The 26548-nt window shown below is 67.5% G+C and carries 26 protein-coding genes and 1 tRNA gene; 10 read left to right on the plus strand and 17 right to left on the minus strand.

Annotation, left to right across the window (positions count from 1 at the left end; translation table 11 throughout):
• The coding region (locus tag QK444_RS07955) for a hypothetical protein (protein ID WP_282778561.1) at positions 1-1166 on the minus strand (1166 nt) is incomplete at its 3' end.
• Between the two features lie 229 nt (positions 1167-1395).
• A complete protein-coding gene (locus QK444_RS07960) occupies positions 1396-2904 on the minus strand; it encodes a serine/threonine-protein kinase (RefSeq protein WP_282778564.1) in 1509 nt (502 codons plus the stop codon).
• A 195-nt stretch (positions 2905-3099) separates the two neighbouring features.
• On the opposite strand from QK444_RS07960, the gene QK444_RS07965 reads away from it, so the two are divergent.
• Positions 3100-3495, plus strand: a complete 396-nt coding sequence (locus tag QK444_RS07965; RefSeq protein WP_282778566.1) for a hypothetical protein — start codon at positions 3100-3102, stop codon at positions 3493-3495.
• Between the two features lies 1 nt (position 3496).
• Here QK444_RS07965 and QK444_RS07970 read toward each other — a convergent pair whose 3' ends face one another.
• Positions 3497-4549, minus strand: coding sequence for an aminotransferase class V-fold PLP-dependent enzyme (locus tag QK444_RS07970; RefSeq protein ID WP_282778568.1), 1053 nt, complete (start codon positions 4547-4549; stop codon positions 3497-3499).
• Between the two features lie 194 nt (positions 4550-4743).
• Here QK444_RS07970 and QK444_RS07975 point away from each other — a divergent pair, with 194 nt between their 5' ends.
• Positions 4744-5520 (plus strand): GntR family transcriptional regulator, encoded by a 777-nt coding sequence (locus QK444_RS07975; RefSeq protein WP_282778570.1) that lies wholly within the window; start codon positions 4744-4746, stop codon positions 5518-5520.
• A gap of 131 nt (positions 5521-5651) precedes the next feature.
• Positions 5652-7052, plus strand: coding sequence for a metallophosphoesterase (locus QK444_RS07980; protein ID WP_282778572.1), 1401 nt, complete (start codon positions 5652-5654; stop codon positions 7050-7052).
• A 17-nt stretch (positions 7053-7069) separates the two neighbouring features.
• Here the strand turns inward: QK444_RS07980 and QK444_RS07985 are convergent, their stop codons facing one another.
• Positions 7070-7315, minus strand: a complete 246-nt coding sequence (locus tag QK444_RS07985; RefSeq protein WP_282778574.1) for a hypothetical protein — start codon at positions 7313-7315, stop codon at positions 7070-7072.
• 307 nt (positions 7316-7622) lie between these two features.
• On the opposite strand from QK444_RS07985, the gene QK444_RS07990 reads away from it, so the two are divergent.
• Positions 7623-9521 (plus strand): CocE/NonD family hydrolase, encoded by a 1899-nt coding sequence (locus QK444_RS07990; RefSeq protein ID WP_282778576.1) that lies wholly within the window; start codon positions 7623-7625, stop codon positions 9519-9521.
• A gap of 566 nt (positions 9522-10087) precedes the next feature.
• Complete coding sequence (locus tag QK444_RS07995) at positions 10088-10714, plus strand: helix-turn-helix domain-containing protein (RefSeq protein WP_282778578.1); 627 nt, start codon at positions 10088-10090, stop codon at positions 10712-10714.
• Between the two features lie 220 nt (positions 10715-10934).
• Here the strand turns inward: QK444_RS07995 and QK444_RS08000 are convergent, their stop codons facing one another.
• Positions 10935-11585, minus strand: coding sequence for a hypothetical protein (locus tag QK444_RS08000; RefSeq protein WP_282778580.1), 651 nt, complete (start codon positions 11583-11585; stop codon positions 10935-10937).
• An 18-nt stretch (positions 11586-11603) separates the two neighbouring features.
• On the opposite strand from QK444_RS08000, the gene QK444_RS08005 reads away from it, so the two are divergent.
• Positions 11604-11858, plus strand: a complete 255-nt coding sequence (locus QK444_RS08005) for a hypothetical protein (protein ID WP_282778582.1) — start codon at positions 11604-11606, stop codon at positions 11856-11858.
• A gap of 28 nt (positions 11859-11886) precedes the next feature.
• On the opposite strand, the gene QK444_RS08010 is transcribed toward QK444_RS08005, so the two are convergent.
• From QK444_RS08010 to QK444_RS08020, 3 genes are all read right to left on the minus strand, one after another.
• Entirely contained in the window at positions 11887-12099 is a 213-nt protein-coding gene (locus QK444_RS08010; protein WP_282778584.1) for a DUF397 domain-containing protein, read from the minus strand.
• A complete protein-coding gene (locus QK444_RS08015; RefSeq protein ID WP_282778586.1) occupies positions 12086-13003 on the minus strand; it encodes a helix-turn-helix transcriptional regulator in 918 nt (305 codons plus the stop codon). The genes QK444_RS08010 and QK444_RS08015 overlap by 14 nt, the downstream gene beginning before the upstream one ends.
• Positions 13004-13520: 517 nt before the next feature.
• Positions 13521-13721 (minus strand): hypothetical protein, encoded by a 201-nt coding sequence (locus tag QK444_RS08020; RefSeq protein WP_029931197.1) that lies wholly within the window; start codon positions 13719-13721, stop codon positions 13521-13523.
• 277 nt (positions 13722-13998) lie between these two features.
• Between QK444_RS08020 and QK444_RS08025 the strand changes: the two genes are divergently transcribed.
• A complete protein-coding gene (locus QK444_RS08025; RefSeq protein WP_282778589.1) occupies positions 13999-14688 on the plus strand; it encodes an ANTAR domain-containing protein in 690 nt (229 codons plus the stop codon).
• 28 nt (positions 14689-14716) lie between these two features.
• Here QK444_RS08025 and QK444_RS08030 read toward each other — a convergent pair whose 3' ends face one another.
• Complete coding sequence (locus QK444_RS08030) at positions 14717-15070, minus strand: hypothetical protein (protein ID WP_282778591.1); 354 nt, start codon at positions 15068-15070, stop codon at positions 14717-14719.
• Between the two features lie 183 nt (positions 15071-15253).
• Between QK444_RS08030 and QK444_RS08035 the strand changes: the two genes are divergently transcribed.
• On the plus strand, positions 15254-16012 hold the full coding sequence (locus QK444_RS08035; RefSeq protein WP_282778592.1) for a maleylpyruvate isomerase family mycothiol-dependent enzyme: 759 nt from the start codon (positions 15254-15256) through the stop codon (positions 16010-16012).
• 66 nt (positions 16013-16078) lie between these two features.
• Here the strand turns inward: QK444_RS08035 and QK444_RS08040 are convergent, their stop codons facing one another.
• Entirely contained in the window at positions 16079-16795 is a 717-nt protein-coding gene (locus tag QK444_RS08040; RefSeq protein WP_282778593.1) for a histidine phosphatase family protein, read from the minus strand.
• A gap of 240 nt (positions 16796-17035) precedes the next feature.
• Here QK444_RS08040 and QK444_RS08045 point away from each other — a divergent pair, with 240 nt between their 5' ends.
• Together QK444_RS08045 and QK444_RS08050 are read left to right on the plus strand one after the other, a co-directional pair.
• Positions 17036-17281: a type II toxin-antitoxin system prevent-host-death family antitoxin gene (locus tag QK444_RS08045; RefSeq protein ID WP_282778594.1), complete on the plus strand. Its 246-nt coding sequence runs from the start codon at positions 17036-17038 to the stop codon at positions 17279-17281.
• Positions 17266-17667 (plus strand): PIN domain-containing protein, encoded by a 402-nt coding sequence (locus QK444_RS08050; protein WP_282778596.1) that lies wholly within the window; start codon positions 17266-17268, stop codon positions 17665-17667. The genes QK444_RS08045 and QK444_RS08050 overlap by 16 nt, the downstream gene beginning before the upstream one ends.
• Before the next feature lie 567 nt (positions 17668-18234).
• Here QK444_RS08050 and QK444_RS08055 read toward each other — a convergent pair.
• From QK444_RS08055 to QK444_RS08085, 7 genes are all read right to left on the minus strand, one after another.
• Complete coding sequence (locus QK444_RS08055; RefSeq protein WP_282778598.1) at positions 18235-18717, minus strand: barstar family protein; 483 nt, start codon at positions 18715-18717, stop codon at positions 18235-18237.
• Positions 18705-24152: a putative T7SS-secreted protein gene (locus QK444_RS08060; protein WP_282778600.1), complete on the minus strand. Its 5448-nt coding sequence runs from the start codon at positions 24150-24152 to the stop codon at positions 18705-18707. The genes QK444_RS08055 and QK444_RS08060 overlap by 13 nt, the downstream gene beginning before the upstream one ends.
• Positions 24153-24159: 7 nt before the next feature.
• Positions 24160-24813 carry a hypothetical protein gene (locus QK444_RS08065; protein ID WP_228811565.1) on the minus strand — a complete coding sequence of 218 codons (654 nt, stop codon included), beginning with the start codon at positions 24811-24813 and terminating at the stop codon, positions 24160-24162.
• A gap of 65 nt (positions 24814-24878) precedes the next feature.
• A complete protein-coding gene (locus QK444_RS08070) occupies positions 24879-25223 on the minus strand; it encodes a YbaB/EbfC family nucleoid-associated protein (RefSeq protein ID WP_282778603.1) in 345 nt (114 codons plus the stop codon).
• A 137-nt stretch (positions 25224-25360) separates the two neighbouring features.
• The gene (locus QK444_RS08075; RefSeq protein ID WP_282778605.1) at positions 25361-25759 is read right to left on the minus strand and encodes a hypothetical protein; all 399 of its coding nucleotides are present in this window, start codon (positions 25757-25759) and stop codon (positions 25361-25363) included.
• A 159-nt stretch (positions 25760-25918) separates the two neighbouring features.
• A complete protein-coding gene (locus QK444_RS08080) occupies positions 25919-26215 on the minus strand; it encodes a hypothetical protein (protein ID WP_282778607.1) in 297 nt (98 codons plus the stop codon).
• Positions 26216-26446: 231 nt separating this feature from the next.
• A tRNA-Ala gene (locus tag QK444_RS08085) sits at positions 26447-26519 on the minus strand.
• Between the last annotated feature and the right edge of the window lie 29 nt (positions 26520-26548).

Raw genomic sequence — 26548 nt, forward strand, 5'->3', positions numbered from 1 at the left:
ATGGCGTCCAGCTCGGCGGCCGCAGCGGCCGACGCGCGGGTGGTCTCGGCCGCCGTGGTGCGCTTCTCCGGCGCCGCGGGGGCCGGGATGGTGTTCGTGGCGGCGGTGGCCGACGCGGTGCCGTTGCGCTTGGGTGCGGCACCGTTCTTCGTGGTCGCCGGGGTGCCCTTGCGGTCGGCCGGGGCAGCCTCGAGGGCCGGAGTGCGGCCCTTGCCCGCGGCTTCGGCATCCTCGGCGGGAACCGTTTCCGCGTCCAGCACCGGATCTTTCGGGCTGCCCTCCTTGGTCTCGGTGCGCTCGGGTGCCTTCTCGACGGCCTGGTGCGGCGCGGTCATCTTGTAGTCCGCCATGGTGGAGAGCCTGCGCACCTGTAACTTCTGCCGGATTTGCTCGGCCGGATCGGGCAGGCCCCGAATCTGTTCGGTGGCATGGCCGATGGCTTGGCCGTAGCGCGCGCTGACGGCATTGTGGATGAGCAGCGCGACGCCGATCATGACCGGCGCGACGGCGTGCACCGCGGTCTCGTACCAGTCCCCGGCGGCCACGTACGGGTAGGTATTGAGGCCGACGGTCAGTGAGAGCAGGGCGAATTCGGCGATGTGCACCTGGCGGCGGTTCTCCAGCACACCCCATTCGGCCACCTTGTTGGTGCCGATCATGATGATGATCAGACAGACGCTGATCATGCCTTCGAGCAGGTAGCTGAACCAGAACAGCGGATTGCCGGGGCCGCCGGGCGCGATGTTCTGCTGCACGTTGACCGCGGACCACAGCATGCCCGCGCCGACCACACCGGCCAGGGCGCGCAGGGACCACGCACGGTGCTTGTAGAGCGAGGCCAGTTTCGCATGCGGGCTGGATTCGCGTCGCTGCGCGGCGATGGCCTTGCGCGCCATCAGCAGATCTCGCATATCGGCCTTCTCGATCTCCTCGCCGGTCGCCCTGGCGCGGTCGGCCGCCGCCGCGGTGGCCTGGACCTGCTTCCATCGCTGTTCGCGGTCCTGGATGCGAATCCGTTCGGCCAGCTCCCGTTCGGCAGCCAGCTCGTCTTCGGACAGCGCTTCGGTCAGGGCAGGATCGAACTGATACGCCAGCCGTCCCCGCGCCTTCTCGACGCGATTGGCTAGCTGCGTGACATCGTCCTCGAACGGAAACTCGATCGTCATATCTCCTCCCGCAGCAGACGATCCGACCCTGGACAGGTGTTCACGAGTGGCAATCGCACATGCCATTAATAGTCGATGGCTCGCTCAGACGAAACTGGGGATTTGCCCTCAGTCCAGTCCGTCTCGGCGTGCCGCGCGCGACACGCCCAACAATCGCTCGATTACGCACCGTTAGGTTCGGTCGGATGACCTGCAATGAAACGGACATAAAGGTTTCGGATCGCGCGTGTCAGGGTACGAGCTCCGCGCTGTCGATCCGGTACGCGTCATCCGTCCGCACCAACTGAGCCCGCCGGGTTTCGGTTCCGGTGCGACCGTCGGCGTAGCGGAGCGAGAGCCGGTAGGTGACCGTCAGATCCGCCGGATTCGGACTTACCTCCGAAACCGTGACGGAACCGACTGTGCCCCAGAAGTCTTGATACGCGGCGTAGCCACCGACGAAGCCCTGATAGCGCGGTGTCAGGCGGGCCCACGCGGCGGCGGTGTCGGACGGCAGCAGGGCGTAGTGGTCGCGGACGTAGTTCGCCAGCCCGACGGCGCTCGACTCCGGAGCGGTGACCTCGGTGGTCGTGTCGGCCCGCCACGGGCCCAGTGCGGGCGCGGTCGGCGTCAGGGGCGGTGTCGTCGCACCGGTTGTCGCCGCGACCGTGGACGTCGCCAGCGGCGGCCCCGGACTCGCGCTGCCGGTCGGCCCCGCCGAGAACGACTCGCGGTCCACGAGCAGGCCGATCACCACCGCCGCCACGAGCAGCAGGGCGACCCCGGTGCTCACGGCCAGCACGGTCCGGCGCGTCGACGGGCCCGGTGTCGCCCTGGTGCGGGTCCACACCGGATGCGAATACGGCGGGGTGGGTGGGGGCGCGGGCGTCGTATTGAGTTGCGTGGCGGCCGTTCTGGACGACCCGCCGCCCGCCTCGGCCACGCCGCCCGTCAGCGCCTCCCGCGCGGCCGCGGCCAGCGCACCCGCGGACGGATAGCGCTGCGCCGGATCCTTCGCCATTCCGTGCGCGATCACCTCGTCGAAGGTCGCCGGAATCCGCGCGTCCGCCAGCGAAGGACGCGGCGGCGGTTTCGACAGGTGCGCGGCGATCTGCCGCTCCACGCTGTCCCCGGGAAACGGCTTCGCCCCGGCGAGGCATTCGTAGAGCACGCAGGCCAGCGAGTACACATCGGCCCGGCCGTCGCACTCGTCGTGCGCGAGCCGCTCGGGAGCCATGTACGCGAAAGTGCCGACTGCCGCGCCCGTGGTGGTCAGGCTGCTGTCGCCGCCGCCGCGTGCGATCCCGAAGTCGATGAGGTACGCGAAACCGTCCGCGGTGGTGAGCACATTGGAGGGCTTCACATCTCGGTGCAGCAGTCCGGCCCGGTGCGCGGCATCCAGTGCCGCGGCGATCTGGCCGACATAGGACACCGCCGCGGTCGGGGACATGGGGCCGTCGGTGGCCAGCCGGGTGGACATGTCGATGCCCTCGACGAGCCGCATGTCGAGGAAGAGCCGACCGTCGATCTCGCCGTAGGCGTGGATCGGAATGATGTGCGGCTCGGTCAGTTTGGCGGCCGCCTGCGCCTCCCGGCGGAATCGCTCCCGGTACACGGGATCGTGGGCGAAGTCGGGCGGCAGCACCTTCAGCGCGACCACCCGATCGGTCTCGGTGTCGTAGGCGCGATGGACCTGCCCCATGCCACCCTCGCCGAGCAGTCCGAGGAGGCGATAGCGTCCGAAGGGAGTTCCGTCCACCCCGACAACCCAACCACACTCGCCGCCGATCCCACAGTGCCCCAACATCGATCCCACAGTGCCCCTGGTATCGATCCCACAGTGCCCCGGGCCGATGGACCGGCCTCAGATCGGCGTCACTGTCCCCACCGGGTCCGGGATGCCCACGGTGTTGGGGTCGTGTGGTCGCGGTCGCCGCTCGCATACGGTGGCGTCGTGAAGGCGAACGGGGTGGGGCAGGAGCGCGAATTCGCGGGGCTGGCGGAGTGGCCGTCGCGGCGCTTCCTGACACCGGAGGAAGTCCATCAATTGACCGGGGCGCAGCGGGATTCGGCCACCGTGCCGTCGGGGGAGCCCGCGGGAACACCGGCGCACCGGCTGCGCGGCCTGCTCTACCGGCTGGTGTGCGGGTCGAGTGTGAACGCCGGTGGCACACCCCGGCACAAGGCGGCCCCGGCGCAGATCGTCGCCGAGTGGCGTCCGGTCGCGGCCGCGCTGACGCTGTGGGGTCTGGCCCGCTGGATCGGGCCGGACACCCTGGAGGCGACCGCGGCCGGGGTGGACTGGATCGCCGCCGATCTACGGCTGCGGGGCGTGGAACTGGCGCCGTGAGCTAGCCGTTCAGCACGTTCAGGGCGCGGTCGATGTCGTCCTCGGTGTTGTACAGGTGGCAGGCCAGCCGCAGCCGTCCGGCGCGCAGTGAGCCCACCACCTTGGCCGCCCGCAGTCGCTCCAGGGTGTCCGGGGTGACGGCGAGCGAGACCACCGCCGAATTACCCTCGGGCAGGCCCAGTCCCGCGCGCAGCCGGTTGGCCAGTGCGACATCGTGCCGGTGGATGGCCTCGATGCCGACGGCTTCGATGAGGTCGAACGCCGGGCGCTGGGCCAGCACGGCGGGCCAGACGGGCGAGACGTCGAAGCGGCGGGCGTCCTCGGCCTGCCGCAGCGGGCCGTCGTAGCAGGTCTGCCACGGGTCGAAGCCCGAGTACCACCCGGCGGCCAAGGGCCGCAGCGTATTCAGTGCTTCGTCGGTGCCCGCGAGGTAGGCGGTGCCCTTCGCGCCGAGCAGCCACTTGTATCCGACGCTGACCACCCAGTCGGCCCCGGTGTCGTGCACGGGATACCAGCCCGCGGCCTGGCTCAGGTCGAGCAGCGTTCGCGCTCCGTGGGTTCGGGCCGCGGCGACGGTGGCGGGCAGATCGAGCACCGCGCCGTCGGCGGACTGCACCGCCGCGGCGGCCACCAGATCGTCTTCCGGGCGAACGGCTTCCGGGATATCGGCCAACGGGACGGTGCGCACGTGCAGTTCCGGCCGGGCCAGGAACGGCCACAGCACCGACGTGAACTCGCCCTCGGGCACGAGTACGTGCGCGCCCGCGGGCAGACTCTCCGCCACCAGGCCCACCAGCTGCGATACCTGCGAGCCGAGCGCCACCTGATCGGCGCGCATCCCGGTGAGCCGCGCGAACGACTCCCGGCAGGAGGCGGCCACGGCGTCGACGGCGGGGATGTCGAACTCGCCGCGCATGCGTTCGCGTTCGGCGGCTCCGGCCGCGTCCACCGCGGTGATCGGCATCAGTCCGTAGCTGGCGGCGTTCAGATAGGTGACGGCGGGTGCGAAAGCCTCCCGTATCGAGGACGGCAGCAGGGCGGGTTCGGCGGTCATCCCCTCATCTTGTGAGTCGCCGGCACGCGCGGACAAGAGCCAGCGTGGTGAATCTGGCCCGAATCGCCGGGGCGACGGCGTCGGCATAGCCCACCGCGGCGGGTTGTGCGCAGCCACACGTTCGGATGCGGAGGTGAGCCGCTCCCGGGGCGCTAGACTGTCTCAGACGTTGAACGGCAGGAAGGGACGATGCGATGGGAGCTCAGACGGTAGTCGCCGATGTCGCGGACGAGCTGGCCCGCCGTGTCGTCGAGGGAGTGTACGAACCGGGTGACCTGATGCCCTCGGTGCGGCAGGTCGCGGAGGAGTTCGAGATGAACCGGGCCACCGCGCAGCTGGTGCTCGGCAGGCTGGAGTCCTACGGGTTCGCCCAGGCGTACCGGGGCAAGGGCTTCGTGATTCGCGATGTGCGCTCGGACGGGGGCGCGGAGGTCTACCGTCGGGTCTTCCAGCTCTCACTGGGCGCGCCCGAGGTGGCCGCGGAGATGTTCCGCGGCATCGTGGCCGAGGAGCGCGGCATCGTCCTGGACGCTCTCGTGGGTTACACCGACGGCGATGAGCGGCTCGATCCGAACGAGTTGGCGGCCGCCGTGGACGAGCTGGAAACCGTTGCCCGAATGCCCGATCCGGATCATCGTGCCATGCTCGCCCTGGAACTGGATCTGGTGCGGCGGCTGCTCACCGTGCTCGACCTCGGTATGCGCCGGGCCGTGCTGAACTCCATCGGCGAGACGGTGCTGGACGTGCCCGAGGCGGTCGCCGCGTACTACGCCGCCGGACCGGACCTGCACGTCCTGGTGTGGCGCGCCCTGCTGGCGGTGTGGGAGTCCGACGGCGGACCGAGTGCGGCGCAGCTGGCGCTGTTCGAGGATCTGTTCGAGATGTACCACGTCAAGGTGGCCGCCCGCTTCGCCGAACTGATCGGGGCGTCGGGCGCGCCGGGGGCGGAACGGTCGTCGCGCACGGCCTGAGCGTTCGCGGCCGTCCCTGCCCGCGACAGAATTCGCCGGTCCAGACTCGAAACGTCATGCGCGGGCTCCGAAGCGTTCAACTGCCCACCGTACGGTCGGAATACAGCTGAGCCGACATCGTGGAGGGCACCATGGTGGATCCGTTGCTTCGAACCGTATGGCTGGCGAATGTCGCCGCCGGAGCGGCCGCCCTCACGGTGCGCACACCGGTGTACCGTCGCTCGCACTTCACCGTGGTGCGAGTGGAATCCGCTCGTCCGCAGCGTGATTCGGTGCGTGCCTCGGATCTCGAGGTGGTCACCGTCACCGATACCTCGGTGGTGCTCACCTGGACCACGCGCACCCGGGACCGCCTGGGACGGCCGCGGCCGGTGCCCGCCGACACCGAGGTGCGGATCGGTCCCGCGGACGGCGTCGGATCGCTGCCGGTCCGGTTCGCCGACACCCGTCGTACGGCCTACCACTACGCCGAGGTCACCGGCCTGGAGCCGGGACGCTCCTACCGCTTCGAGGCGTACTCCGACGGGGTGCGCGCCCGCCCGGCCCGCACCCTGGTCACCTTGCAGGCCGACGCCCCCGAATCGACCGGCGTCGTCACCACGGCCACCCCACCGCCGGGACGGCTGCTGCGAACCATCGCCCTGGCCAACGACATTCACTTCGGCGAACGGGAGAGCGGGTTGTTCCTGCCCGGCGTGCCCAGCGGCATGCGCCACGAGGACGAGGACCATCCGGACATGATGCTGGGGGCCGTGCTCGACGACCTCCGGACCCCGGATCGTGCGGCCGACCATCTGGTCGTGGCGGGCGATCTCACCGACGAGGGCTCTCCGGAGCAGTCGCGCGGCGTGCGCGACCGACTCGACGGCTGGGGTGCGCTGGGCCGGGACTACTTCGTCTGCCGGGGCAATCACGACCAGCTCGAGGACGCCGACGACGACCCGTGGGGTTCGGTCTTCCATCCGCACCAGCGGCTCGTCGACCACGAACTGGGCGGGTTGCGGTTGATCGGCCTGGACACCACGCGCCCGCGCGGTGCGGGCGGCATCCTCGACGCCGACCAGCGCGCCGCTCTGCGCGAACTGCTGGCCGCCGAACCGGACCGCCCCACCCTCGTCTTCGGTCATCATCCGGTGACGGCCCATGCCGCCGTGAGCAATTCGCACGGACCCGGATTCGTCCTGGATCGCGCGAGCGCCGCCGCGCTGCACGCGCTCTACCGGGCCGCGCCGGGGGTGTTCCTGCACCACAGCGGGCACACCCACCGCACCCGCCGCACCCGGCCGGACACCGCGGTGGGCGTCGAGTTCCTCGAAATCGCCTCGGTGAAGGAATATCCCGGCGGTTATGTGCTGCTGCGGGTGTACGAGGGCGGCTATACGGTCAACTTCTACAAGACCCGGGCGATGGCGGCGCGGCGTTGGAGCACCCGCACGCGCCGCCAGTATCTCGGCCTGCTCCCGGACTACGCGCTGGGCAGCTGCGCCGACCGCAACCACGTGGTGCCGCGGGACTTCTCGGGACTGCGGTGACGGGACCGAGGTGACGGTCACCGGCGACGGAAGCGGGCCAGCCGGGCCGCCACCTCCACCCGGCCGTCCCGTACCTCCAGTCCCGCCGCCTCCGCCGCCACCGGTTCGGTGACCCGGCCGAGATAGCGGGACGGGCTCAGTTCCTCCAGTTCCCAACCGTCGCTGAATGATTCGCGGATGATGTCGTCGCCGATGCGCGGGCCGATGCCGGGTTCGCGATTCGACAGCGCGAGGATGTGCAGCCGACCGCCGGGCTCGCACACCGCGTGCAGGCTGCGCACGTACTCGGCGCGCAGTTCCGGCTCCTCGCCGAAGACGTGGAAGAGCGCGCTGTCGACGATGGTGTCGAAGGTGGGGGGCGCGTCCGTCGGCGGCGAGCGCCTCGGATTCGGCCAGGCGCAGGGCTTCGGCCACCTGGGTTGAGGTCAACCGTTACGAATCAGATAACGGACCGTAATCGTCTGGGACGGACGAATCAAGCCGTAGACAGCACTATTTGTCCGGCACTACCGTTGTTGCATCGGCGATCGGGCCATCGTGGCCCAGACAACGATGTCGAGAGGATGCTCCATGGCCGCACCCATCACCCCGGCTCCCGTACCCCTACCGCCCGACACCCGGTTCGATATCGGCCCGGAGCGGTATCCCACGGTGCACGTGGACACCACGGTCACGATCCCCATGTCGGACGGCGCGGTGCTGTGCGCCGATCTGACCCGCCCCGCCTACCGGCGCACCGAGGTGGTGCCCGACGCGTTCCCGGTCGTCGTGAACTTCACCCCGTACAACCGCATGGGCAATCGGGTCGCCGGGCGGTTCGGGCGGGTGGCGCGGCGTGCGGGACATGCGGTGCGGCCGTCGGATCGGCGTCGCTTCCGTGGCCGCGACCTGCTGCACACCCCGGCCGGGGGCGCGGTGGACGTGTGGGCGTCCAATCGCACGCTGGTGTCGCGCGGGTACGCCGATCTGGTGGTCGATGTGCGCGGTACCGGCTCCTCCACCGGCACCTGGGACTTCTTCAGCCCACGCGAACATCAGGACTACGTCGAGGTGCTGCGGTGGATACGGGAACAGCCTTGGTGCGATGGACATCTCGCGATCACAGGCATCTCCTACGGTGGTATCGCCGCCCTGATCGCGGCCGGTCAGCGGCCGGAGGGCCTCGACGCCGTCTTCGCCATCGTCGCCGGTGAGGATCCGGTGCGGGAGCTGGGGCTCACCGGCGGCGTGCCGACGCCCGGCATGGCGGTGTGGTTGGCGGCGGTGAACGCCGGGAAGTTCCTGCCCTCCCCGCGCGGCATGGTCCGCAACCGGGTGTTGCGACCGTACCTGCGGGATCGGTTCCGCTATCCGGCAAGCGGATTGGGCCTCGCCGCCCGCATCGCCACCGGTGACGGCCATCCCGACGGCTTCCTCAACGACCAGTGGGCGGCCCGGCTGCCCCGGTTCGAGGACGTCACGGCGGCGACCTGGATCCACGGCGCGTGGCACGACGTCTACAACCGCTCCAACTTCCACATGTTCGACCGACTCGCGCTGACCGACGGTGCGAAGCAGGTGCTCGTCGACGACGGCTACCACATCAGCGTCGGCAGCGGATTCGGCGCACCCGGGAACCCGCCCGCCCTGGACGAACTGCAATGCGCGTGGTTCGACAAGTGGCTCAAGGGAATCGACAACGGCATCGACGGGTACGGGCCGGTGACCGTGCGGCGGCAGGGCGGCGGGGGATGGGTGACGCGAACCCGGTTCCCGGACCCCGCCGTCGAGGTGCGTCGGCTCTACCTCACCGCGCGGCCCAGCGGAGCCGCCGACCACGCCGACACCGACGCCTCCCTGGAATCCGCTCCGCCCGAGGAGATCACCCGGCTGCCGTTGCCCACCGTCCGGGGCAGCCTGGCCTCCGGCAACACCGCCCTCATGTCCCTGGGCGTGGCCACCCTGTTCGGCCGCCGCTTCGGAGCCGACGACCGGCGCGCGGAGGCCACCGCGGTCACCTTCACGACCGAACCACTGGCGACCGATCTGGTGCTCTCCGGCCCGCTCACGGTGCATCTGCGCGCCGAAGCCCATGGGACGGACGCCTTCTGGTCGGTCACGGTTACCGACGTGGAGCCCGACGGCACCTCGGCGGCGCTCACCCGGGGTGCGTTGCTGTCCTCGCTGCGCGCGGTCGACGAGCAGCGGAGCCGCTACGTCAACGGTGAACTGGTGTTCCCGCATCACACGTTGCGCGCGGACGCGGTGCTGCCGGTGGTGCCGGGGGAGCCGTTCGATCTGGATATCGAGATCAACCCCACCGAGGCGGTGTTGCGCGCCGGGCATCGCCTGCGCGTCGCCGTGGCCCCCACCAGCGTCCCACGGCACTTCCTGCCGCCCTCGGTGAAGCGAAAGATCCAGGGCCAGACCATAGTTGTCGACCCCGACCATCCCAGCTATCTCACCTACCTGGCGGTGGCGGCGGATTAGGTCCGCGCGGACCTCGGTTCCGGCCCTCGGAAGGTGCCGCGGTACGCCGAGGGCGTGGTGCCGACCGCCACCCGGCCGTTGTCGGGGCCGGACGGCTCCACCGTTCCCACGGCTGACCTCCAGACCGCCGCTCTCACCACTATCGGCGACCTGTTCGGTGTGGTCGTGCCGTCGGTCGACACGCTCATCCGAGACGTCCGGTGCGGAAGGCGATGATCTCGTCGCGCGGATCTCGTCGCGCACCCGTGCGGTGGGCTCACCCTCGGCGTCGACGAGGTGGGCGGTGACGATGCTGTGCGGGCTGCCGACATGCCGGGCGCAGAACGGCGGCGGGGTCGGATTCGCCGCCGAGTCGGGGGAGCACGCGGTCGCAGTTCCCGCGCGAATCATGAAGCACCCGAACGAATGTCGTAGACGGTGAACGGCACCGGCTGGCGCGGAAGTTTGTGGTTCCGGCGAATCCGCACCCGGCGACCGACGCCCGGGCCGACAGCTGTCGAGCCTTCCCGAGGTATGTTCAAGTAAGCGGTAGAAAGTCAAGTAGGGGGCCGAGGAGAGCAAGGGCAATGCGGTCCTATGGGGAATACTGCGGTCTGGCGCGCGCGCTCGATGTCGTCGGCGCGCGGTGGAGTCTGCTCATCGTGCGGGAACTGCTCGTCGGCCCCGCCCGCTACAACGAGCTGCTGAACGGGCTGCCGGGTATCGCGACGAATCTGCTCGCCACCCGGCTGCGGGAACTCGAGGAGGTGGGCGTCGTCGCCCGCACCCTCGACACCGAGAGCAACGGCGTCGCCTACACGCTCACGCCCTGGGGGAGCGAGCTCCGCGATACCGTTGCGGCGCTGGTGAAATGGAGCACCCCGCTGATGATCTCCGGGCCCGGGGAGGACACCTTCCGTGGACACTGGCTGGTGGTCGCCCTCGACGCGCTGCTGCGCGACCGGCGCACCGACGAGCCGACGACGATCGGATTCGCCGTCGACGACGAAACCGTGATCGTGCACGTCGACGAGACCGGTGCGCGTGTCGAGCGTGGCGGCGAGGACCCCGGCACGGTGCTGCGTGGGGATTCCGCCGTCGTGTTGGGGCTGGCCTCGGGCATGCTCACCGTCGAGCAGGCGCTCGCGGCGAGTGAGCTCTGGGGCCGGAAGTCGGATCTGCTCGCCGTGTTCGGGGGCGCTCGAGTGCGGTAGTCGAACGTGTCGGCATTCGAGTCGGGCGCGAACCCGATCCGTCGCCCGGGAGTGTGCGCTGTGGGCGGTCCGCGCCCGGGAGTGTGTGCTGTGGGCGGTCCGTGGTCGGGAGTGTGCGCCGTGGCCGATCCGCCGCCCGGAATGTGCGCGCCATCCGAGGTCGCCGAGAGCAGCGTCCGCCGTGGTGCGTGCGTGATCGGGGCCGGTTCTCGGACCGGCGTCAGGTGTTCGGTGGGTCCGGCACCCGCACCTCGATCTCGCCGCCCAGCTCGAAACCGTTCTCCAAACGCAATTCGTCGCCGCTCCAAAACCGGCCCGGGTCATACCAATTGGGGCTGCGGCGCTGCGGCAGCAGCCCCATCGACTGATAGGTCGCGGCCACGATCTCCGCGCAGTAGGCGCTCTCCAGCTCCCGGGCCGCCGCGTCGCGGCGGCGCGGAATGCGGACCCGGCCGCGCAGCCATCGCCCGGCGAGGCTCGCGGTGGAGGGAAAGGGCGTCCCGTCGAGCCGGGCGATGGTGCGCAGCAGGCCGTCTTCCATCTCGCGAGTCACCGGGCGGTCCAACTGCCGCAGCCAAGCTCGCTGGCCGTAGCGGTGCGCCCACACCAGCACGGCGTCGCGCAGATTGTGCAACTGGACGCCCCGATGCGCGGTGCCCGTCCACATATCGGGCAGCGAACGCCCCAACTCCGCGTGCCAGATCAGCGCGGGCAGATCATCGAGCACCACCGACATGCCGACATGGTTCACCGGACTGTTCGTCGTCATCCGAATCGCCCGATCGGCCGCCGAATACCCACGAAACAACCAGATATCACCGGTCCTGGTGAGCTCGATCGCCCGGTCGAGTCCGATGCTCGTCCCCGTCATGGACGTAGCCTATGCGGTATGAGGTGGTGGAAGGCAGTGGGATTGGCGGGTGCGGCCGGCGTGGTGGCGACCGGCGTGGTGATCGTGCGCGCCGAGCGCCGCCGCCGCGCGTACACCCCGGACCAGGTCCGCGAACAACTGCACATCCGATACGTGCAGGCGACGGCGGCGGAACAGCCCCCCACCGCCCCCGCGCCCGAAACCCCCGTCGGCCTCCGCGCCCGAATCCGCCAGCGACTGCGCCGCCGCAAACCGCAGAACCCGTCCGTCTAGGCGACGCGCCCGAAGACGGCATCGCAGATCACGCCGGGCGGTCGAACTCCCCGTATGCCGTGCTCACGGTGAAGGCGTCCCACGCGCCGGGGGTGAAAACCAGGGCCGGGCCGGTCGGATTCTTCGAATCCCGCACTCCGACACGGCCTTCAGGCAGCCACGCGACCTCGACACAATCGCCTTGGCTGCCGCTGTGGCTACTCTTGAACCACGCGGCTCCGGACAGGTCAGTGCTCGCCATGCTCGAACTCCTTCGTAACCCGGCGAATGAGATCCCGGGTCGGTGCGTCCTCCAACGCCGTGCTTCGGATAGCCGAAGCCAGCTCACTATAGAGTCGCACTTCGTCCGGCTTTTCCAGATACACGTCCTGAGTAGGCCCGCCCTCGATGTACACGATCGGCGGTTCGCCTACGCCTCCATCGGCGGCGTCGAACTCCAGAACAGTGAACGATCCACGTGGCATTCCCCAGGTCAGCCCGGCAGTGTAGGGGTGAAGTCGCAGGGTGACGTTGGGCAGCTTCGATGCCTCGGCGAGGTGACGCAGTTGAGCCGCCATGACGCGCGGGCCGCCGATCACGCGGTGCAACGCGGATTCGTGCAGTAATACCTCCAGTAGGACGGGTCTCGTCTTGCGAGTGACGATGGTCTGTCGTCTCATCCGATGCTCGACGCGACGGTCGATATCCCTGGCGTCGGTGAAACCGGGATACGCACCGATCACGGCACGCGCGTAGTCGGCGGTCTGCAGCAGGCCGGGGACGTGTTCGTGGTAGGTGATCAGCCGGTACGCGGCGGCCTCGAGTCCGGTGTACATATTGAATGCGTCGGAGTACAGGCCACCGTAGGCGTGATACCAGCCTTGGTTCCGAGCTAAAACTGCCAGGTCGATTGCCGCGGCGGTGTCGGCGGGACCGACACCGTAAACCTCGCACAGCGCGCGTACGTCCTGCTTGCGCACCTTCTGAGTCTGACCGGCCTCGATGCGCTGGAGCGCGGATGTGGACAGGTCTACCAGGTTTGCGGCAGCAGCGAGGGTGAATCCGTTGGCGTCACGCCACTCCCGTAGGAACCGGCCGAGTTGTCGGCGTGGAAGCGTTGAGCTCGAGGCTACTTCAGCAGGGTCGTCGTCATGTGCGGTGGCCATCGCGTGCTCCATCACGGTCGAATCGGGTCGAGCCGGTCGCGGAATCGGGTGCTGCTCACAACATTTTCGGATTGGCACATGGGAGTTTGGACGAATCTTCATCGGATACCCGGTTTCACCCTAACCCCGTACGGCGCGGTGGTGTCCTGAATCGAGCGACGACAGGGAGGTATCGAAATGTCCGGCTATAACCCGTGGTCGGTGCAGGCGATCATCGACCGCATCGAACGTGAGAGACGGCAGACTCCCCAGGCTGAACCGACGACCAGCGCGACCGCTCCCATCGGGTACGCCGTGCGTGGATTGTGGTCGTGCCACACCGATCCCGGCGATCTGACGGCGGCCCGAGCCCACCGCGCCATGCAGGTGCATCTCGCATGCGGACGGAACCTGTTGTTCGGCTACAGCGCACGCAGGTGGGCGCGATCACTGTGCGACAGAACGACTTTCAAGTGCTTACCGCTGAACGCGGTGCGCGGGCCGGGGGAGTCTGTACCCGGCCCGCGCGATGACGTGGTCAGTGGCCGCCGTGGCTGTGCTGGCCGCCCTTGACCTTCGCCTCCTGCGGCTGGGCCTCGGCGCCCTTGCGCCCGGCCTCGTGCGGGTCGGCGGCATTGGGTTCACCGAAGCTGCCGGTGCTGGCCTGTCCGCCCTTGCTGGCCGCCTCTGCGGTGTCGGAGCGGTTGCCGAACTGTCCGGGGTTGTTCGGATCAGCCATGTGTCACACCTCCTGTGTCGGGAGTTATGAAGTGGACGCGCCCGGTGCGGCCGTCCACGTTCAAGCCCTACCCGCCGAGCGACGAACAAACCATCAGCTATCCGTGTGACAGGTCACCGCACCGGGTCGGTGATGCGTCCACGGCCTCGGTGTAGACAGCGCCAACGGGGATAACCCATCGGTACCGGTCGGGTTGAGAAACCAGCCCGCCGGTCCCGTGTAGCGGTGGAATCCCGAGAAGGACGCCGAAGCACGCGCGGACGGTCATACTTGCGTGATGACAGATACTGTCGACCCTGCTCGAGACACCTCGCCGTTCTCGGGTGCCACCGGTGAGCCGAACCGGCTCACCTCGAACGAGCGAGGGTTCGGCAGCTTCCGCTTCTGGTTCGCCACCCAACGCTGGGAATGGTCGCCCGAGGTGTACCGCATGCACGGCTACGCCCCCGGTGAGATCGAACCGACCACCGAGCTGCTGTTGGCGCACAAGCATCCGGACGATCGCGAACAGGTTGCCGAAGCGATCGCGCGATCACTGACCCAGGGCCAGCCCTTCTCGAGCCGCCATCGCTTCCTCGACACCGTCGGCGTCGAGCACCGCGTAATGCTGGTCGCCGACCACATCCTCGACGCCACCGGCACCCCGGTCGGTACCTCGGGCTACTACATCGACCTGTCCGACACCCTCGCCGAGGTCGAACGCGAAACTCTCGACTCCGTGATCCCCGAAGTGGTGGAGAACCGCGCGGCGATCGAACAGGCCAAGGGTGTCCTCATGCGGATGTACGACATCAACTCCGATCAGGCGTTCAAGGTCCTGAAATGGCGCTCCCAGGAAACCAACACCAAACTCCGCGACCTGGCCGAAGCCCTGCTCAACGGCCTACACCAACTCCCACCCCCACCCCCCAATACCGTGGCCGCCTTCGACCACCTGCTCCTCACCATCCACGAACAGATCCGCTGACCCACCCCGGAAACCCGGCTTCAGCAGGTCATGGCGTCGGCACCGAGGTCGCCTGCGGCACGTACACCGATTCCGCGACCGTCCGCTCAGCGGCATCAGGCTGGCTACAGTTCTTCACGACCATCGCTGCCGCCGCCCGCAAGGCCATCGACGGCCCGTCACCGTCCCCGTGTTCGATCCGCCAGCCCGGCTTGTTCTCCACCGCCCGCTCGACCGCGTCGAACCGCTCGGACTCGCTCATTCGCAAGAACTCGCGGCAGGTGACCGGAGACGCCTGCGCGTCGGCGCTCGGTTCACCGGAGCCACAGCCGGTGAGCACACCGAGAACGGTTGTCCCGCCGATCACCATGCGGAGGACATACGACTGAGGTCGGCGACGCATACCCCACCCTAGATCAACGCTGTCGCCGATCCTTCCGCGCTGCCGGAGAGCGACCGGGCCCTCACGGTCCTATCGTATGAATCATGTCGGCCGGCCGCAGCAGCCGGCACATCCGAGGGGGAACACATGAACCATCCATGGTCCGGAACGAACGCAACGGCCGCACACGGCCGTCTTCGAACGATGGCGGAGCGCTTCGCGGCTCTTGCCGCCAGCGCGCCCGATCCCGATCGCGCTGTCGCGGCGACCCCGGGCTGGTCGATCCTGGACACCCTCGGGCACGTAGCCATGGAGCCGTCGCGCTACAACGACCTGGCCAAGGGCGGCGGAACCTGGCCGGCCAGCTCCTCCGAACTTCCGGCGTTCAACGCCGAACAGATCCGTACGCTGCCGACACGGGACCCACAGCGGCTCGCGGAAAAGCTGATCACCGATACCGACGAACTACTGGCCACCATCGCATCGTTCGGGACCGAGTCGCCGTTGATGAACTTCGATGGCGACCAGCGCATCCGGGCGGATCGTTCCCTGGGCACGTTGCTCGGCGAGTTCGTGATCCACGGTCGCGATATCGCGCGCAGTCTCGACGTCCGCTGGCCGGTCGATCACGCACTGGTGCCCCTGATCCTCGACGGCCTGCACCAGGTCATGCCCGGCTGGCTCAACCCCGATCGTGCCGCCGGGCACACCGCCGCCTACCGGGTGCGGCTGCGTGGACTCCATATCACCCACACCTATGTCATCAGCGATGGCCGCCTCGCGGTCGATCCCGCCGAAGATGTCGACGTCGACGTGCACATCAGCGCCAACCCGGCCACCTGGCTTCTGCTGTCGTACGGACGTGTAGACCAATGGACCCCAGCCTTGACCGGACGAGTCCTCGTATGGGGCCGCAAACCATGGCTCGCCACCGGATTCTCTCGGCTGTTCCACTCGGCTTGAGCGGCGCGCCGACCCCCATCAGGCGATTGTCGGTGCGGGATGGGGGTCGGCGGGCGGATGATGCGCTCAGGCAGCGGGGCTGCCGTCCCAGGACACGAGCTTCCAGCCCTTGCCCGGCTTCCCCTTCACGACCACCCGTCCGGTGTTCTGGATCGGGTCGGTCTGCAGTTTGCTCACGTCCACGTTGTCGAGCGACATCACTGCCCAGACCATGATGGCACCGCCGTGTGAGAAGACCACCGAACGCTTGGTGCCGCGATCCTGGATGCCCTGGATGGAGTTGTCCATCCGCTGTTTGAACTCATGGCCATTGATCGAGCCGGGGATGCGAGCATCCAGGTTGCCCTGCATCCATTGGAGCGGAGCGGAGAAGTACCCCCGCATCGCATCCCGCTCCGGGGTGCCCTCGTAGATTCCGGCCTCGATCTCGTGGAAGCCGCTCTCGACGACCGCTGGACGATCACACCGCTCCGAGACCGGTCCCGCCGTCTGCTGGGTCCGCACCATCGTCGAGACGTACACGCCGTCGATGAACTTGCAGTCACCCAGCGCCCCGGAGACGGCCTCGGCCTGCACCCACCCCTTGTCGGTCAGCTCGGGGCCGGGGACGGAGGTGTCGATGAGGCCGGACGCGTTGCCGGCCGATTCCGCATGACGGACGAAGGTCAGGGTCATTTCACCGGGCGGTACCGCTCCCGCGGTCCCTCCTCCAGCCGCCACAACTGCCACCGCCGCGACGACCGCTCCGATCATCGCGGACAGGCGGGATGCGATTGATTGCATGGATACTCCTCGAGTGATGCGGCCCACACCGGAATAGGAATATGGCCTGCTCAGGGACGGTAGGTTCGGGTGTCGACGGCCGCAAAGAGGTGTCCCGGTGAATGGTCGGGGGTGGGTGTGGTGCTCCGTTTTCTCCCGGTGCGCGAGGGGATCCGATGGGAACGTCGCAAGTTCGTGTCGAGACCACCCATCCGACCTGTGGGCCGCCTCGAATCAGATAATATGATTTCCGTGAGGATCATGACCGCCACCGAAGTCGCACGTAATCTCTCGGCGGTGCTCGACGAGGCGGAGCACGGCGAGACGATCACGGTTACGCGCGGCGGTCGCCGAATCGCGACGATCATTCCCGCTGCCCGCGAGAACGGCGCGGAGGTCATCGCGTTCTTCGCGGGGCGCGCGCCGCTCGAAGGATTTGGCGAGGACATCGAAGCCGCCCGCAAGGTTCTCATCGACGGAGTGAGCGCAGCGTGGGAAGACGACTGATTCTCGACACCGGCGTTGTGATCGCCGCCGAACGCGCAAAGCTCGATCTGGCAACGGTATTGCGCGCTGATGACGACATCGCGATCGCGATGATCACAGCCTCCGAGTTGTACTTGGGCGTGGAACTCGCCGATACAGTTCACCAAGGCGCGCGGAAGGCGTTCGTCGACGCATTCATCGCGGCCACCCCCGTCGAAGACCACACCCTCGATGTCGCACGTGCACATGCCCGCTTGATGGCATACGTCCGCCGGACAGGCCAGCCGCGCGGCGCCCACGATCTGATCATTGCCGCCACGGCAGCGGCCACGCGCCGGACAGTGGTCACCACCGATACCAAGGCCAGCCTCGGCACGCTACCCGAAGTGGAATGCCTGACCTGCTAACCACCGCCAGCGGTTCGCGCACCGCAACAGATGCCACAAAGCCGCCGGTCGATGACCGGCAGCTTTGGTGGTCGACGGGCCGGACATCGTTATGCAGGCCCGACCACCCACCCAGGGCCACGCATCCGAAGGATGCGATTGGCCGAACTGCGGGAGCACCTCCGCGGGTGTCCGTCCGGGGAACAGGGTTTGCTGTTCTGCAATGAGGTCGGCGGGGCGTTGCGGCGCACTCTGTTCCGGTCTCGGGTCTGGCGTCCGGCGCTGGTGCGGGCGGGACTGCTCGGTGAGGTCGCTGAGGTGGACGGCAAGTTCGAGGCGGTCTGGATGGATGTGGCAGGGGAGGTCTACTCGGAGGTGTTCGGCGACTACGAGCGAGCGGTCCGGCACATGGCCGACCACGAGCATGGCGGGTTCCGGTTCCATGACCCATTGGGCCACCGCAGTAACCGACGCCGAAGAAGCCATCGGCCGCGAACACCTCATCTGGCGCGCCTCCCACACCGAATAGCGCTGACGGTATTCAGACCGCAATCTGGTGTGGAGGGTGTGGCCTGGCACTCCGACGGCTCATTGTAGCTCCATGAGCAGAGATAACTCGGCTGTCGCATAGTTTTGTGACAGAAAGATTGTGTTGAAAGGTACTGGTCCGTCGCCCCACTCGCGACCCAGGCCGAGGGCGTTGGACCAGTAACGCCCAGCATCGCCGAGTATCCTCAAGAAGGTACTCAAATCCCGTCGATCCTGAGCGAGTACACGCTCGGCATTGTGAATGAGAGTGAGATAGCCTCTCGCCGGAAGGTTCTCGAGTGTCGTCAGACATTCCTCGAATGCCGGCCAGTTCCCTCCGAAATAAGTCGGAAACTCGAACTCTCGATAGTATTGCTCAAAAACGCTGTCGACATCGACCATCTCTGCCCCATCCAGAGAGAAAACGCGCAGACCAGACAGGTTCGGGCCTATGGCTGCGAGGGTCTCGATATCCCGACTGCCTCGGAAATGAATCCACGGACGGTCAGCCGTGAATGCGGACGTTGATTCTATGGATTCCATGGTATGAAAGTCCTGTAGTGGTCGGGTGTGTAGTAAACAGATCCGTCCGAACCTGTGACGATCCGTTCGCTTCCTGGCGTGGGGTTATTGGGCGCGGGGACCGTGCCCCACTCACGATAGACTATGGGCTGACCGTGACTATCGTGCGTGGGAAGGATATCCCCACCGGCGCGGCCATCGTTGTTGAAGGTCTTCGGGATATCGGGACCTTTGACGGAGGGCTCGATGATCACACCAGATCGATTGATCTCTTCAATGATCGGAATCGTATCTTCCGGAATCGAATTCGGCGCGAACGTGACATTCTGCGGGTGAGGGTCCTGCCGGACCGGCAACTTGCAGGCAAGGCCGAGCGGATCGATCCACGTAAGCGGGTTGTGTGGGTAGTTGCCCGGATTCGGAGCAGGGCGGAGCCCTAGCGGATCCTGAGTGAGGAAGCGCCCGGTGTGCGGGTCGTAGACCCGATACAAGTTGTAATGGAGTCCTGTCTCCTGATCGTAGATCTGGCCGGGGAACTGGAGGGGTGTGAAGGCACGGCCTTGCCAGGTCGTTCTTCCCCACAGGTCAGCGACGGCGGAGGCGACGGGTTGACCATCGATGGGATCGATCAGATCGGTTGGCGTCCCGACGAGATCGGTGATGATCGCGTAGAACTCACGGTCGATCGACGCCTGGTCTGTAGTTTGGGTCAGGGGCGTATGAGTATCAGGGCGATAGTGCCAGCGCATGATCGATTCGCGGGCGGCTTGTTCGACAAGGACAGTGGCATCCCAGGTGTAGTCGATGCGCTCGAGAACGGTGCCGTTCGTGGCGAGGTGTTGTTTGGTGGTCCGGCGGCCGAGGGCGTCGTAGGTGTAGTGCCACCACTGGTGGTCGGGGGTCCACACGTCGGTGAGTTGGTCGAAGTCGTCGTAGCGGTAGTGCCAGACGTCGGGTTTGCGAGACAGGCGGGTGGTGGTTTTACGGATCAGGCGGCCGGAGGCGTCGTAGTGATAGCGGGTGCGACCGTGGCGAATGAGGAGGTTGTTGCTGCCGTATTCGCGACGTGTGTCTTGGGTCGTTCGGTCGGCGTGGGTGTCGATGGGTTCAGGCACAGTTGCCGCGGGTGCGCTCGGTGTGTAGCTGTCGGTGATGTTGCTGAGCGCGTCGTAGGCGTAGTGCTCGGCGATGGCGCCGTTTCGGGTCAGGGTGTTGATGCGGCCGATCGGGTCCAGTTCGTAGTCAAGGTGTATCGCGGTTCGGTCAGTGCGGGTCGTGTGGTTGGTGATGTATCCGTCAGGACGCCAAGTGTATTCGTCGGTGCGGAGTTGTCTGGGGTTGGGACGGGGTCCGGTGTCGAGGGCAAGGGTGGACAGACGGGCGGGGAAGCCCGTGACGGTTTGGCGTTCGAGGCGGCCGAGGGGGTCGTAGTCGTGGGTGATGGCGAGCTCGCCTATGGTCCACTCGGTGAGCTGCCCGGCTGGGTTGTGGGCGAAGCCGATGGTGTGGCCGTCGGTGTCGAGGGCGGTGGGGCGACCGGACCAGTCCCAACGCCAGCGGGTTTGTGCGCCGCTGGGAGTTGTGCGGAGGTCACGGCGGCCCAACTGGTCGTATTCGAACCGCATTGGAGTGCCCGCGTCGAGGGTCTGGCTGCTCAACTGTCCGCCTGGGGTGTAGGCGAAGGCGAGGGCGTGAAGGATGTCGTCGCCGTTGCCGCTGGTGGCGGTGAGCAGGCGGCCGAGGGGGTCATGGGTGTAGCGCCGCCAGTGGCCGGAATCGGCGGTGATTTCGGTGAGGCGGCCGAGCTGGTCGTAGCGGTGCTGCCGTGCGATGCCGGTGGCTGGGGTGACGGTGGCGAGTCGGCCGGCGAGGTCGTGAGTGTAGGTGGTGGTGGCGTCGTTGTAGTCGGTCTGCGATGTCAGTCGGCCTGCGGAGTCGTAGCGGAAGTGCCAGACGTGCCCGAGGGGGTTGATTACCGCGGTGAGGCGGCGTTCGGTGTCGTAGGTATAGCGGGTGGTGGAGCCGTCGGGGTCGGTACGCGCGATGAGCAGATCCCAACTGCCGTAGGCGTATTGGGTGATACCTCCCGCTCGGTTGGTGTGGGTGAGCAGGTTGCCTTCGCCGTCGAAGGCCCACGACTCATAGTGTCCGTCGGGGTCGAGGCGGTGGAGGAGCTTCCCCTCTGGAGACCACTGGTAGCGGGTGGTGTGACCGAGAGGATCGGTGACCGCGATGGGGCGGCCGAATCCGTCGCGGTCGATGTGGGTGGTGGCACCGAGGGGGTCGGTCACCGTAATCGGGAGGCCGGCGGCGTCGACGGTGATGGCGGTGCGGGCGGTGTTGGGTTCGGCGATCGTGGCGACCGCGCCGTTCGCGTGGTAGGAGTAGGTGGTGCGAATTCCGCCGGGATTAATTGTGGCGGTGAGGTTTCCGTGTGCGTCCCACTCGCGGTGTTCGGTGCTGCCGTCGGGCTGGGTGATCGTTTCCGGGCGGTTGCGCCAGGCATATTCGATATCGATGGCGAGGCCGTCGGGGCGGACGATGCGGGTGACGTCGCCGTCGGGGGTATAGGCGTAGTGGGTGACTGTGTTATCGGGGGCGGTGACCCGCAGCGGTCTGCGGCCGGGGTTGTAGTCGACGCGGGTAAGTCCGCCGAGGGGGTCGGTGATGTCGCGGACGCGCAGGTCGTGGTCGAATCCGCGGGTGGTGACCGCGCCTTGGGAATTGATGTGGCGGGTGAGGCGGCCCGAACCGTCGGGGTAGGTGAGGTAGTCGAATCCGGCGTTGAGGATGCCGTCGGTACCGTGTTGCAGGATTACCCGACCGGCGCTGTCGTAGGTGTTGACCATCGTGGTGCCGCGGGAATCGGTCCACGACAGCATGCGATCACCGTCGTCGTAGGTGTAGCGAGTAGTCGCGCCAACTCCGTTGGTCGCTGCCGCCAGATTGCCTGCCACATAGGCGAATCGCCGCACCACCACGTGCGCCGGGTGACCGTTATCGGCCGTGCCCTTGTCGCGGGTGTCGTCGAAACCGCTACCGCCGCTGAGTATTCGGCCGATGTGGCTGGTGCCGAGGACTGCAAATGCCGTGATCCGTCCAATCGCGGGGTCGGTGGTGATCTCGACATGGTAGCCGCCGCTGTGGGTGATCGCGGTCGGTGCGCCGCCGGTGTTGTAGTGGAACCGGATGCGGTTGCGGTGCCGGTCGGTGATCGCCGAGATCGCGTACACCCCGAGTCGCGTATCGAGGCCGTCGAGGGCGGGTTCGGGGGCGAAGTGCCAGACGATCTCGCGTTCGGGGTCGGCGACGCGGTAGGTGCCGATATCGGTGCGCACGCACGTGTATCGCACCCCACCGGCGAGGGGCGGCACTGCGGTGCCGGGGTCGGCGTGCGGGTAGGCGAGCAGGAGCCCGTCCTCACCGACGAAGGTCACCTGCTCGTCGTCGACGACCACCCGCATGTCCAGTGTCGAGGACCAAGTGGGGCCGAACCAGCGGCCCCACCGGTAATTCGAGCGATGCCTCCGCTTCAGCACCAGTGGCAGCACGCCCGGTAGGGTGAGATCGGTTTCGGGGAGCAGGAATTCGCCGGTCGCGGCATCGACAGGGTCACCGCATTCGGCGACATCACGCGCGGTTTGCGTGTTTGCCGGGTTGTCGGCCGCGTCGGCGACGTCGCGGTTGGGATCGGAGGGGTCCGTCGGCGGATCCGAATCCGGTTGTCCGTCTTGGTTGTCGGGTTCGGGACTCGGCTCGTGGTCGTTCGAGTCTCGCGTATCGGGATCGCTTCCGTCGGTGGAGTCATGGTCGGGAGTCGATCCGTGATCGGGTGCCGGTGCGTCAGAAGCATCACCGGCTGGGCTGGTCGCGGGTGGGTCGGAGTCCGGTCGAGTACCGGGTGTGGCCGGGTCGTCGAGCCTCGACGGTCCCGCCGAGGGCTGGTCGGCGGGAGAGCCAGGCGTATCGACCGTTGTGTCGGGTCGTGCCGCCGGCGCGTCCGGGCTGGGTTGCCCGCCGGATACATCGACCCCTCCGTCGTCGGTGTGGTCACGACCGCTGGGCTGAGCGCCCTCGGGGGCGGATTGATCCTGAGGGGTCGCTTGCACGTTCGTGTCAGGACGCTCCGGTTCGGGCGCAGCGCTCGCGCCCCGATCCTGTGGCGGAGCATCGACGTCCCGCAGGGTCTGGTCCGCCACGCCTGGCGCGTCCCCTTGCGGCATATCGCTGGTGGTGTCGGGATGAGTGTTGGCGGGCGGGCTGGACCCGTCCGGCGCCGTCCGGTCGAGGCCGGGGGCGCGTGTCGTCCCGGGTAATGTCGGGCGGCCGGAGAGCACGAGATTGTCGACCTTGTTCAGCAGCGACACCGGCTTGGTGGCCAGCCCGGCGCCGCCGGTCGGGATGGCGGTCACCGCGTCGAAGGTCAACGCGCCGAGCGCTTCGAACGGGTTGGCCTTCGCATCGTCGATCATCGCGTCGACCACCGGGCCCGGGTCGGCGGCGGTGACCGCCAAGCCACCGGCCAGATTCGACACGTTCTCCAGGTATTCGCCAGGATGGGTGAGGTTGTAGATGTCGGTGGGGTTGAGTTGACGGACGAACTGCACCAGCCCCGCCCCCGCGGTCAAGAACCCGTCGGCGAAGCTCAGTTTCGCGTAGTCGCCGATCTGCCCCAGGTCTTCGAGGTTGGCGCCCATACGTGAGATGAACGGCGGTTCCTCCGGCGCGGATGCTTTGGCCGCCGCGATGGCCGTAACCGCCTGCGCTGCGGCGGTGTCGCGGTTGGTTCGTGCCCGCGCCAGGGTGTCGCGGGCGGCCTGGAACATCGGCGTCCAGGTATCGACCACCGTGGTCTTGGCTTTCTCCTCATCCGACAGCGAATTCCACCGCGCCAGCACCCGCCGACGCTCATGCACGGCCGCATTCCACTGCGTGATCGCATCCGCGGCCACACCCTGAGCCGCGGAGACCGCCGCCGCCCACGCCTCCAACGCGGTCTTGGCATCGGTGAAGGCGTCGGCCGCGTCGGTCCACTTACCGGGCTGCGGGGAGAAGCCGACCTGATATCCGTCCGCGCCGAGACCTTCCCAGTCGCTGATGTTTCCGACCGCACGCAGCCCCTCCCCGGTCTGATCGGCCGCGGTCGACAACTTCCCCAGACTGGTGCCAGCCTCGGTGATCGCCGACGGCTCCCCGCGGATCAACTCCTTGGGGTCCTCGGTCTCACCGAGCTCACGCTCCTCGACCTCGCCACCGAGCGCCGAGGACACGTGATCACCCACATCGTCGAGGGTCTCGCCGAGCGAATCCCACCCGAGTCCGCGTGCGGCGTCTGCGCCGACGTCGAGCACATCGTCGACCACCTCGCCGAGTTTCGCGGTGGCGGTTTCGGCCGCGTCCTCGACAGCGTCGCCGATCTGGTTGACCTTGTCCCCAAGCCAGTCCCCGATACCCACGTCCCGGTTACTTCCCTTGACCGGGTTGCGGATTCAGCAGCGACTCGTACTTCTTCTGGATCTGTTCGACCTGCGCGGCCGCGCCGGTGTTCCAGCCCGGCGCCGGCATACTGTCGGTGCCCGTGACCAGCGTCGCCGGATTGCTCACCACACCCAGATTGGCCGCCGCCTGCGGGCCGACGGCTTGGATGATCTCCATGTTCATCTGCGTGGCAATCGCCGCCCGATCGAACGATTCCCGGCTGTAGTCGGCATTGAGCACCTGCGTGAACGGGTTGTCGGAGAAGGTGTCACCCCAGTCTCGGGCCGCGATCTGGTCACGGGTCAGGTGCGGGTTGCCTGCCAGATTGGTCCACAGCACCTTGAACATCTCCTCGGCCTTGGCGTCCATCGCGTGGTAGCGGCCCGCCGCCAGCCCCAACGCCTGCGCGATCTCGTTGCCCGCCTGCACCAGCGCCCGCACGCCCCACGACCACCGCTCGGTATAGGACTCGAACTCGGTCTGCACCGACGCCTTGCCCGCTTCCAGTGCCGACAACGCCAGCAACGCCAAACCGCGCCCGGACGCGGCGGTCTCCTTGAAGCCCACCTCGGACAAGGCATCGATCATTCCCGTGATGCCTTTGGCGGTCTGCTCTAACGCTGCCGGATCGACCCGCAACCCCTCAACCGACACTACTCAGCCTCCCTCGTCAGGAAATCCACGCCGACCGAACTCGACCGCGCCTACACGCGGTACGTGATCCGAAGCGGGGCAGCCTCTTCCCACTGCGAGGTCTTGGCGGCGGGAGCCGCCGGACGGCTGTCGTGCGCGAGTTGCCCCAGCAGGCGAGCAGCTTCGGCTTCGGCTTTCTCGCGAGCCTTTCGATGGCACTGGGAGATCACAGCCGCGAGACGGTCGGCGTTGGCTTTCATCGCAACAGCGGAAATCTGCAAGTCCGTGATCGTCCCGTACGCATCGGTTTCGACAACCACCAGCCCCGTCGACCCCTGCGCACGTCCACGTACACTCAACATCGCCTCATCGACCTGCCGGGCGTGAGCGGCTCGCTGCTGCGCATCCACGCTCACGACCCCCCTCATCCACTCATCGAAACCCGCCTCGCAAGACCGGCCAAGGCATCCTGCCCGATGCTAGCCAGGAGCCCGGGGGCGGACAACTCGCGAACCACCTAATCCCAGACGTAGCGCGCTCCTAACAGGAACGATTACGTCCCCGCCGCAGCGCGGTGAGCCTCGGTCACCGTGGGCGGAAAGGCCATCGGCGACGGACCGGCGATATCCACCGTCACCCCCGTCGGTTTCACGCACCCTGCCACGTAATTGGCCAGTCGCCACCCGCTGAACGCGTAATAGGGGTACTCGCCCGCGGGATCCAGCTCACCGCGCCGCGACAACCACCGGGCGTACTGCTCCGCGCTGGTGAATGCGCAGATCCATTCCACCCCGCCGAATTCCGAGGTACGAACTCGACTACCCTCGGCCACCGGCACCAGCAGCACCGCCGCCCGGAATGACTCCTCCAAGGCCGCCGGATCGCCGAAACCCGCGTAGAAGGCATCGATCTCCGCGTGCAACACGGCAACTCCCGCATCGCGATCGACCATAACTTCCCCCTTCAGACCCATCCGCCGCACCCCGGCGGCCCTGCTCCGGAGCGTAGCCGAGGGCTATACCCCGGAAAACCCCAGCGCGGTGAAACGATGACGTCGAGTGTGGCAAACAGCTGCTGGTCACCCTCGTGGGCGACCAGCAGCAGGGTCCCCTTATACGGGTGATTCGCCTCGACTTTCCGCCCACGCGGACTGAGCATTACCAAGAGGTACGGTGCCGTACATCTCGCCGAACCAATAGAGCAGGTCGTTTTCCAGATTCTTCACCTGCTCAGTCGGCACGGCTGCCCAGCTCGCCTGGATACCGTTGATGGCTGCCCACTCAGAGCGCGAGTACATGCGGCCGGTGTCGCCGCGCTGGTCACGGCGTTGCCGAGTAAAGGTGAAACGTTCGCTCAGCCGGTTCTTCAAGGTGTTGCTGCGGTCGGGATCGCGCGGGTGATTGGGCACGAGAACATCACCACCACGATGCAGCTCTATGTCCGCCGGACCGAGGATGCGGCCACGATTCGCGGCGTGCTCGGGGATGCTGACGACACGGAGGAACGCGAGGCGGACTGTGCTCCGAACGGGTGATGCTGCCTTGTAGCTGCCTCAGCGGGGTATCCGGTGCTGATCAGTGATCATGAAACGAAACGGCTCCCGACCGAATACACTGGTCGAGAGCCGTTTTTCGCGGTGTGGAGCTAAGGGGAATCGAACCCCTGACCTCTTCGATGCGAACGAAGCGCGCTACCAACTGCGCTATAGCCCCGTGCAGTCCGTTTCCGGTCTGCGGTGAAG

Source organism: Nocardia sp. CC201C (assembly GCF_030010695.1).
Lineage (GTDB): Bacteria > Actinomycetota > Actinomycetes > Mycobacteriales > Mycobacteriaceae > Nocardia > Nocardia otitidiscaviarum.

What these genes read in the sequence shown, in the direction of transcription:
- QK444_RS08035 (WP_282778592.1), top strand. Translation starts at nt 15,254, where the DNA reads ATGGCGGAGCGCTTCGCGGCTCTTGCCGCCAGCGCGCCCGATCCCGAT.
- QK444_RS08000 (WP_282778580.1), bottom strand. Translation starts at nt 11,585, where the DNA reads ATGACGGGGACGAGCATCGGACTCGACCGGGCGATCGAGCTCACCAGG.
- QK444_RS08055 (WP_282778598.1), bottom strand. Translation starts at nt 18,717, where the DNA reads ATGGAATCCATAGAATCAACGTCCGCATTCACGGCTGACCGTCCGTGG.
- QK444_RS08030 (WP_282778591.1), bottom strand. Translation starts at nt 15,070, where the DNA reads ATGCGTCGCCGACCTCAGTCGTATGTCCTCCGCATGGTGATCGGCGGG.
- QK444_RS08040 (WP_282778593.1), bottom strand. Translation starts at nt 16,795, where the DNA reads ATGCAATCAATCGCATCCCGCCTGTCCGCGATGATCGGAGCGGTCGTC.
- QK444_RS08010 (WP_282778584.1), bottom strand. Translation starts at nt 12,099, where the DNA reads ATGGCGAGCACTGACCTGTCCGGAGCCGCGTGGTTCAAGAGTAGCCAC.
- QK444_RS07970 (WP_282778568.1), bottom strand. Translation starts at nt 4,549, where the DNA reads ATGACCGCCGAACCCGCCCTGCTGCCGTCCTCGATACGGGAGGCTTTC.
- QK444_RS08075 (WP_282778605.1), bottom strand. Translation starts at nt 25,759, where the DNA reads ATGGTCGATCGCGATGCGGGAGTTGCCGTGTTGCACGCGGAGATCGAT.
- QK444_RS08005 (WP_282778582.1), top strand. Translation starts at nt 11,604, where the DNA reads ATGAGGTGGTGGAAGGCAGTGGGATTGGCGGGTGCGGCCGGCGTGGTG.
- QK444_RS07990 (WP_282778576.1), top strand. Translation starts at nt 7,623, where the DNA reads ATGGCCGCACCCATCACCCCGGCTCCCGTACCCCTACCGCCCGACACC.
- QK444_RS07980 (WP_282778572.1), top strand. Translation starts at nt 5,652, where the DNA reads ATGGTGGATCCGTTGCTTCGAACCGTATGGCTGGCGAATGTCGCCGCC.
- QK444_RS08020 (WP_029931197.1), bottom strand. Translation starts at nt 13,721, where the DNA reads ATGGCTGATCCGAACAACCCCGGACAGTTCGGCAACCGCTCCGACACC.
- QK444_RS07975 (WP_282778570.1), top strand. Translation starts at nt 4,744, where the DNA reads ATGGGAGCTCAGACGGTAGTCGCCGATGTCGCGGACGAGCTGGCCCGC.
- QK444_RS08015 (WP_282778586.1), bottom strand. Translation starts at nt 13,003, where the DNA reads ATGGCCACCGCACATGACGACGACCCTGCTGAAGTAGCCTCGAGCTCA.
- QK444_RS07995 (WP_282778578.1), top strand. Translation starts at nt 10,088, where the DNA reads ATGCGGTCCTATGGGGAATACTGCGGTCTGGCGCGCGCGCTCGATGTC.
- QK444_RS08025 (WP_282778589.1), top strand. Translation starts at nt 13,999, where the DNA reads ATGACAGATACTGTCGACCCTGCTCGAGACACCTCGCCGTTCTCGGGT.
- QK444_RS08045 (WP_282778594.1), top strand. Translation starts at nt 17,036, where the DNA reads ATGACCGCCACCGAAGTCGCACGTAATCTCTCGGCGGTGCTCGACGAG.